General features: G+C 55.0%; 3 protein-coding genes. All 3 read left to right on the top strand.

Features of this window, described 5'->3' with window-relative positions; genetic code table 11:
* Positions 1 to 1,321: 1,321 nt before the first annotated feature.
* The 3 genes from Q1Q75_RS22290 to Q1Q75_RS22280 all read left to right on the top strand — a co-directional run bounded on the left by Q1Q75_RS22290 (position 1,322) and on the right by Q1Q75_RS22280 (position 6,018).
* Entirely contained in the window at positions 1,322 to 1,810 is a 489-nt protein-coding gene (locus Q1Q75_RS22290) for an NAD(P)H-dependent oxidoreductase subunit E (RefSeq protein ID WP_300675381.1), read from the top strand.
* A gap of 415 nt (positions 1,811 to 2,225) precedes the next feature.
* Positions 2,226 to 5,351: an FAD-dependent oxidoreductase gene (locus tag Q1Q75_RS22285; RefSeq protein ID WP_300675379.1), complete on the top strand. Its 3,126-nt coding sequence runs from the start codon at positions 2,226 to 2,228 to the stop codon at positions 5,349 to 5,351.
* A gap of 1 nt (position 5,352) precedes the next feature.
* On the top strand, positions 5,353 to 6,018 hold the full coding sequence (locus Q1Q75_RS22280) for a methylenetetrahydrofolate reductase C-terminal domain-containing protein (protein ID WP_300675377.1): 666 nt from the start codon (positions 5,353 to 5,355) through the stop codon (positions 6,016 to 6,018).
* Positions 6,019 to 6,374: the final 356 nt, after the last annotated feature.

Raw genomic sequence — 6,374 nt, 5'->3', positions numbered from 1 at the left:
TATAAAAAAGCCGGGGCTGGTTCAATAATTAGCATTTCAGGGTAACTCTGGCTGGGGCAAGCCCCCGGCAAAAAAAGCCGCGACGGAGCACGGCGCGCCCAGGAGGGTCCCGTGGTGCCTTCACTCCACACGTCAAAGGTGTAATCCTGTTTTGAACCAGGCCAAACGCCGGGGGTTGACGTCGTCGGTCTCCCTGTTCGTGATTTTCGTGTGGTTCGTGGTCAAAGGCTCTTAAAAACCTTAAAAACCTTAAAAACATTTAATCCACGAAAGGCACGCAAAACACGAAAGTAAAGACCATAGAATTAGAGGTATAGGGATTTAAAATGGCTTCGGCGGTCAGGGGTCCTGATGTAACGCGTTGCCGACGGATTTGGGGGTGTGAGGGTAGGGTGTGCTTGCGCACCGCGGGAAACCGTTACAGCCAAGAAAACCCATGGCTGGATATCCCTGACGGTAAAGGCGTTCTTGGTTCTTCGTTCTTCGTTCTTGGTTCGAGGAGTCGCTGCGCTCAGTCTATTATATAAAAGCCGTGCGTGGTGTCGCGTGGCAGATTGTTTTCGTTATTCTGGCCGTTTCCCCTATCCACCATGGATTCCCGCCTTCGCGGGAAAGACGGGAAAGACGGTAGAGAAGGGTGACATCCTTCGCCTCCTCGTCTTCCCCGGCTGACCGGAGAAATGGATTGGGTTGTGCTGTTTTACAGTCGAACACTCGCTACCTTTTGTATTGCCAAGTGACCGGGGATCCATGCTTGGATTTACAGTGTCCTCCTGTATGAGGCTCTGATGGTAAGGGAGCGCAAGCGTCTCCTTATGTGACTCAGCGGCAACGATGTGAGGGTAGGGTGTGCTTGCGCACCGAGGGTAACCGTAACGGTTATGGAAGCCCATGTAAAAGCGTTCATCGTTCTTGGTGCTTGGTTCTTCGTTCGCGGCGAAAGGTGTTGGTTTTACGAGCAAATGGTGCGCAAGCACACCCTACGTGGTGTCGCGTGGCAGATTGTTTTCGTTATTCTGGCCGTTTCCCCTATCCACCATGGATTCCCGCCTTCGCGGGAAAGACGGGAAAGCCGGTAGAGAAGGGTGACACCCTTCGCCTCCTCGTCTTCCCCGGCTGCCCGGAGAAATGGAATTGGGTTTTGCTGTTTTACAGTTGAACACTCGCTACCTTTTGTATCGCCAAGTGACCGGGGATCCATGTTTGGATTTACAGCGTCCTCCTGTATGAGGCTCTGATGGTAAGGGAGCGCAAGCACACCCGGGGGGACGGGTTGCCGACGGCGTCGGGGCCGCGAAGGCAATGTTAAACGGAGGATTTGATGAAACCGCAAGAGATCGACTGGGAAAGGCTTTCGGCGATTATCAGGAAGCACCGGGGTGAGACGTGGGGGCTGATTCCGCTTCTGCAGGAGGTGCAGGAAGCGCTGGGCTACATTCCTCCGGAGGCGATTGTTCCCATCGCATCGGCATTGAAGCTCTATCCGAGTGAGGTGCAGGGGGTGATCGAGTTTTACGGCGGCCTGAGTCTGAAACCGAAGGGGAAGCATGTCTTCAAGGTCTGCTGCGGCACCGCATGCCACGTGAAGGGGGGCAGGAGCATCCTCAAAATCATGAAAAAAGAGCTTGGGATCAATGAAGGGGAGACCAGCCCTGATTACAAGTATTCACTCGAAACCGTTGCCTGTCTCGGGGCCTGTTTTCTCGCCCCGACGATGATGGTGAACAAGGAATACATGGGCAGGCTTTCCCCCAGGAAGATCGACTCTGTTCTGGCGCATTTTACTGAAAGTAAGGAAGAAAAGTCGTAACTATCCCGGATATTTCACGCGTTGGGTGCGCTCATATGCAAGGCATCAGAGTTGAAGATGTAGTGGTTTACCTCAAAACTCTGATAACGCGGCAGAAGAGTGCACCCGGCTCGCCCGAAGGGTGAGAAAATCAGACAGAATACCGTGGATTACATTTTGCATTTTTGAAACGACTGAAAATATGACTGCGAAGAACTGTCATTACGGATTATGCCTTAGTCCTGATTGTTTTCTCATGAAATATCCGGGCTATGCGGCGACGCTGGTTGCCGACCTTTACTCTCCGAGCGAATGCGGACGCATTTTACACTCAAGATACGCTTGCTGATGCGCATTCGCAAACCTGCTTTCGAGGTGGCCCACCTCGCCGCCGGAGGCAAATTTGATCGTCATAGTTTCGAGGAGCTGACATAAAATGAAGAAACTCCTTTCCATAGGGCAGCTCGAATGGCTCCGCAATACGCTCCTTGCCGGCAAGGGAGAAGAGAAGACCCTCGTCCTGGTATGCATGACAGGGTGCAGAGCCTACGGGGCGAAGGAGGTTTTCGATTCGATTGGCGAAGAGGTCGCGAAACAAGGGCTTTCGGACCGTGTGGAGATCCGGTCGACGGGATGCCACGGCTTTTGCGCAAAGGCGCCTGTTGTGGCCATAGAGCCCATGGGAATTCAGTACCAGGAAGTCGCTCCCGAGGACGCGTTTGATATCGTTTCGGAAACGATCAAGGGGAAGAGGCTGGTCGACAGGCTTGCGTACCGAGACATCACGACGAATCAGCCGGTTTTCTACAGGGATCAGATTCCCTTTTACAAAAAGCAGGTGCGACGGGTTCTGGCTAATTGCGGAAAGATTGATCCAACCCAGGTGGACCATTATATCGCCTCAGGGGGGTATCGAGCGCTGGCGAAGGTTCTCGGCGGCATGACCCCTGATGATGTGATCGACGAGGTGACCACTGCCAGGCTCCGGGGGCGGGGCGGGGCCGGTTTTTCCACAGGGCTTAAATGGGAGTATACCCGACGTGCCCAGGGGTCACCCAAATACATCATCTGCAATGCGGACGAGGGAGACCCCGGTGCGTTCATGGACAGGGCGATGCTTGAGGGAGATCCCCACTGCGTCATTGAAGGCCTCATGATCGGTGCCTATGCCATCGGGGCTGAGTACGGGTATATCTATGTAAGGGAAGAATATCCCATTGCCGTTGAGCATCTGACCCTTGCGATCCGCCAGCTGGAGGCCTTGGGCCTTCTCGGGGTGAACATCCTCGGCACAGGTTTTGATTTTCATCTCTCACTGAAGATGGGGGCCGGAGCCTTTGTCTGCGGTGAGGAGACCGCGTTGATGGCCTCCATCGAAGGGAAGCGGGGGATGCCGAACCCCAAACCCCCCTTTCCGGCCCAGGAGGGACTGGGCGGGAAGCCGTCCAACATCAATAATGTGGAAACTCTCGCGAATGTCCCCTTGATCATCAATAACGGGGCGGCCTGGTACACGGAGGTCGGTACGGAAAAAAGTGGGGGGACCAAGATCTTTTCTCTTGCAGGGAAGGTCAATAATACCGGGTTGGTGGAGGTTCCCTTCGGAGCCAGTATCCATGACATCATCTTTGATATCGGCGGGGGGATTCCCAAGGGGAGAAAGTTCAAGGCGGTTCAGATGGGCGGCCCGGCAGGGGGATGTATTCCCGCGCAGCTGATCAACACGCCCATCGATTACGAGACGATTTCACGGCTGGGCGCGATCATGGGGTCCGGCGGGATGGTCGTGATGGATGAGAACAACTGCATGGTGGAGATCGCCCGGTTTTTTCTCGGCTTCACCCAGTCCGAGTCGTGCGGGAAGTGTGCACCCTGTCGCCTGGGGACCACCCAGCTTCTTGAAATACTGACACGAATTACGCAGAAAAAAGGGCGGCTTCGGGACCTTGAAACGATCCGGGAGATCGGGGCGACCATCACAGAAACCTCCCTTTGCGGTTTGGGACAGGCCTGTGCAAAACCGGTTCTTTCCACCTTAAAATATTTCGAAGAGGAGTACAGGGACCATATCCTCGAGCACCGGTGCGCTGGCGCCACTTGCGATGCCATCGTGATCTCCCCATGTCAGCACGCCTGCCCGGCCGGTATCGATGTGCCGAACTATGTGGCGGCCATCGCCAAGGGAGAATACCAGAAGGCCGTCGACATCATTCGTGAACGGAATCCGTTTCCGGCGGTCTGCGGCAGGATATGTATCCATCCCTGCGAGTATAAATGCAGGCGGGGAGAGCTTGACGAACCGGTGGCGATCCGATCCCTCAAACGGTTTGCATCGGACTGGTACTTTCAAAACATCGGGCTTCCGGCCAGCCCCTTTCCCCTGACAAAAAAGGAGAAAATCGCCGTGGTGGGTGCCGGTCCGGCCGGACTGACCTGCGCTTATTTTCTCCGAAAGGCCGGATACGGGGTCACGGTTTTTGAATCCGAGCCAAAGGCCGGAGGAATGCTCAGCATCGCGTTGCCTGAATTCAGGCTTCCCCCTGAGGTTATTGAAACGGAGGTCCGGTATATCGAAGCATGCGGCGTTGAGATTCGTTACAACACGCCGGTGGATTCACAGCATACGGTGGATGACCTGATGAAGGAGGGGGTTGACGCCGTCTTTATCGCAGCGGGGGCCCAGACGAGCAAGAGGATCGGAATCCCCGGCGAAGAGACGGATCTTGCGGGACTGCATTACGGCCTCAGCTATCTGTGTGATGTCAGGCAGGGGAAGGTGAGCTCCTTTGACGGGAAGACTGTTGTCATCGGTGGCGGGAATGTTGCCGTGGATGTTGCGAGAACATCGCTGAGAACCGGAGCCTCCGATGTCCATCTGTTCTGTATGGAACCCAGGGACATGATGCCTGCCTGGGAAAAGGAAGTGGCCGAGGCCCTGGAAGAGGGGGTCGTGATCAATCCGGCCTGGGAACCCAAACGGATCATCCATGACAGCGAGAAGGTGACAGGGGTTGAATTTCTCAGGTGTGTGTCGGTTTTTGACGAAGAGGGGAAATTCAATCCCAAAAGCGATGAATCGGACCGTCAGGTCATCGATGCGGATCATGTCGTCATTTCCATCGGTCAGGCCCCGGACACCTCCTTTCTTTCGGAAGACAGCCGGCTTGAAAGAGAACTCTGGGGGACTCTTGCCATTGACGAAAACAGTCTGGCCACCAATATTCCCGGGGTGTTTGCCGGGGGCGATTTTACCTCCGGCCCCACCTTTGTGATCAAGGCGATCGCTTCGGGGCGAAGGGCTGCCATCGCCATCGACAGATATCTGAAGGGGCAGAAAGGGCGCATAGAGATCGCGGATGAAAAGACCGAGATGGCGGTGGATGCGGGGCTGGCCCTTGAAAGTGAAACAGAAGGCGAAAATCCGAGGGTTCATGCAAGGCACACGAACCCTTGCGATCGCATACGAAATTTCCGTGAAGTGGAAATGGGATTTACGGAAGAGGAGGCCGTTTGTGAGGCGATGAGATGTCTCCGATGCGACCTTGAAAAGGAGAACAAATGATATGATCCGGGCCATTACACGACAAAAAACGGAAGAAGAGATCGACCGGCTTTTAGACGGCTGCGCCAGGGTCTTCATTATTGGCTGCGGAACCTGTACGACACTCACCCATACCGGCGGTGAACCCGAGGTTCTTGCCATGAGCACGCGGTTGTCCGGCGCAGGAAAACTCGTCACCGGCCATACGGTTGTTCCGGTCGCCTGTGACCACCTGACCGGAGAGATCCTTTCCGATATAGGAAGCAGTCTCTCCCAGGCCGATGTTCTCCTTATTATGTCCTGTGCGTTCGGGGTCCAGACCATCGCCAGTCAGCTTAAGATGATGGTGGTCCCGGCATTGGACACCCTCTTTGTGGGGAAAGAGACGGCACCCGGCGAGTACAACGAGATCTGCACACAGTGCGGAACCTGTATCATCGGCGAGACCGGAGGAATCTGCCCGGTGACGGCCTGCCACAAAGGGCTGGTCAACGGGCCGTGCGGCGGAACCGATAACGGAAAATGCGAGATCGACAAGGAAAAGGATTGTGCCTGGACGCTGATATACAATCGTCTGAAAGAGCTCGGGAAGTTGGATCTCATGCGGAAACTGCAAAAACCCAGGAACTGCCTCGGAGAACCGTCGCCGGGTAAATTCAAGATACGATCTGATGGGTGGGGTGAGTGAGAAGCGTTGAAAGAAAGGGCGTTGAAAGAAAAAGCGGTGAAAGAAAAAGCGTGCTTGGTGCTTGGTTCCTGGTTCTTCGTTCGAGGAGTCGCTGCGCTCAGTCAGTTTTATAAAAGCCGGGGGTGGGTGGAGATGGCTAAAGGCTAAAGGCTAATGGCGAAAGGGAAAAGGGAAAAGGGAAAAGGGAAAAGCGTGCTTGGTGCTTGGTTCGAGGAGTCGCTGCGCTCAGTCTATTATATAAAAAGCCGTGCGTTGGTGGCTGACGTCGTAAGCCTTCATGGACTTCGGGGCAAAGTCGCCCTTATGTAACGCGTTACCGCCGGTTTTGGGGGTGTGAGGGTAGGGTGTGCTTGCGC

It is taken from the genome of Desulfoluna sp. (assembly GCF_030145185.1).
GTDB lineage: Bacteria > Desulfobacterota > Desulfobacteria > Desulfobacterales > Desulfolunaceae > Desulfoluna.
This window is presented reverse-complemented; position numbering and strand designations above follow the sequence as displayed.

Excerpts from the sequence above, each read along its gene's own strand:
- Q1Q75_RS22280 (WP_300675377.1), top strand. The coding sequence starts at position 5,353 with ATGATCCGGGCCATTACACGACAAAAAACGGAAGAAGAGATCGACCGG.
- Q1Q75_RS22290 (WP_300675381.1), top strand. The coding sequence starts at position 1,322 with ATGAAACCGCAAGAGATCGACTGGGAAAGGCTTTCGGCGATTATCAGG.
- Q1Q75_RS22285 (WP_300675379.1), top strand. The coding sequence starts at position 2,226 with ATGAAGAAACTCCTTTCCATAGGGCAGCTCGAATGGCTCCGCAATACG.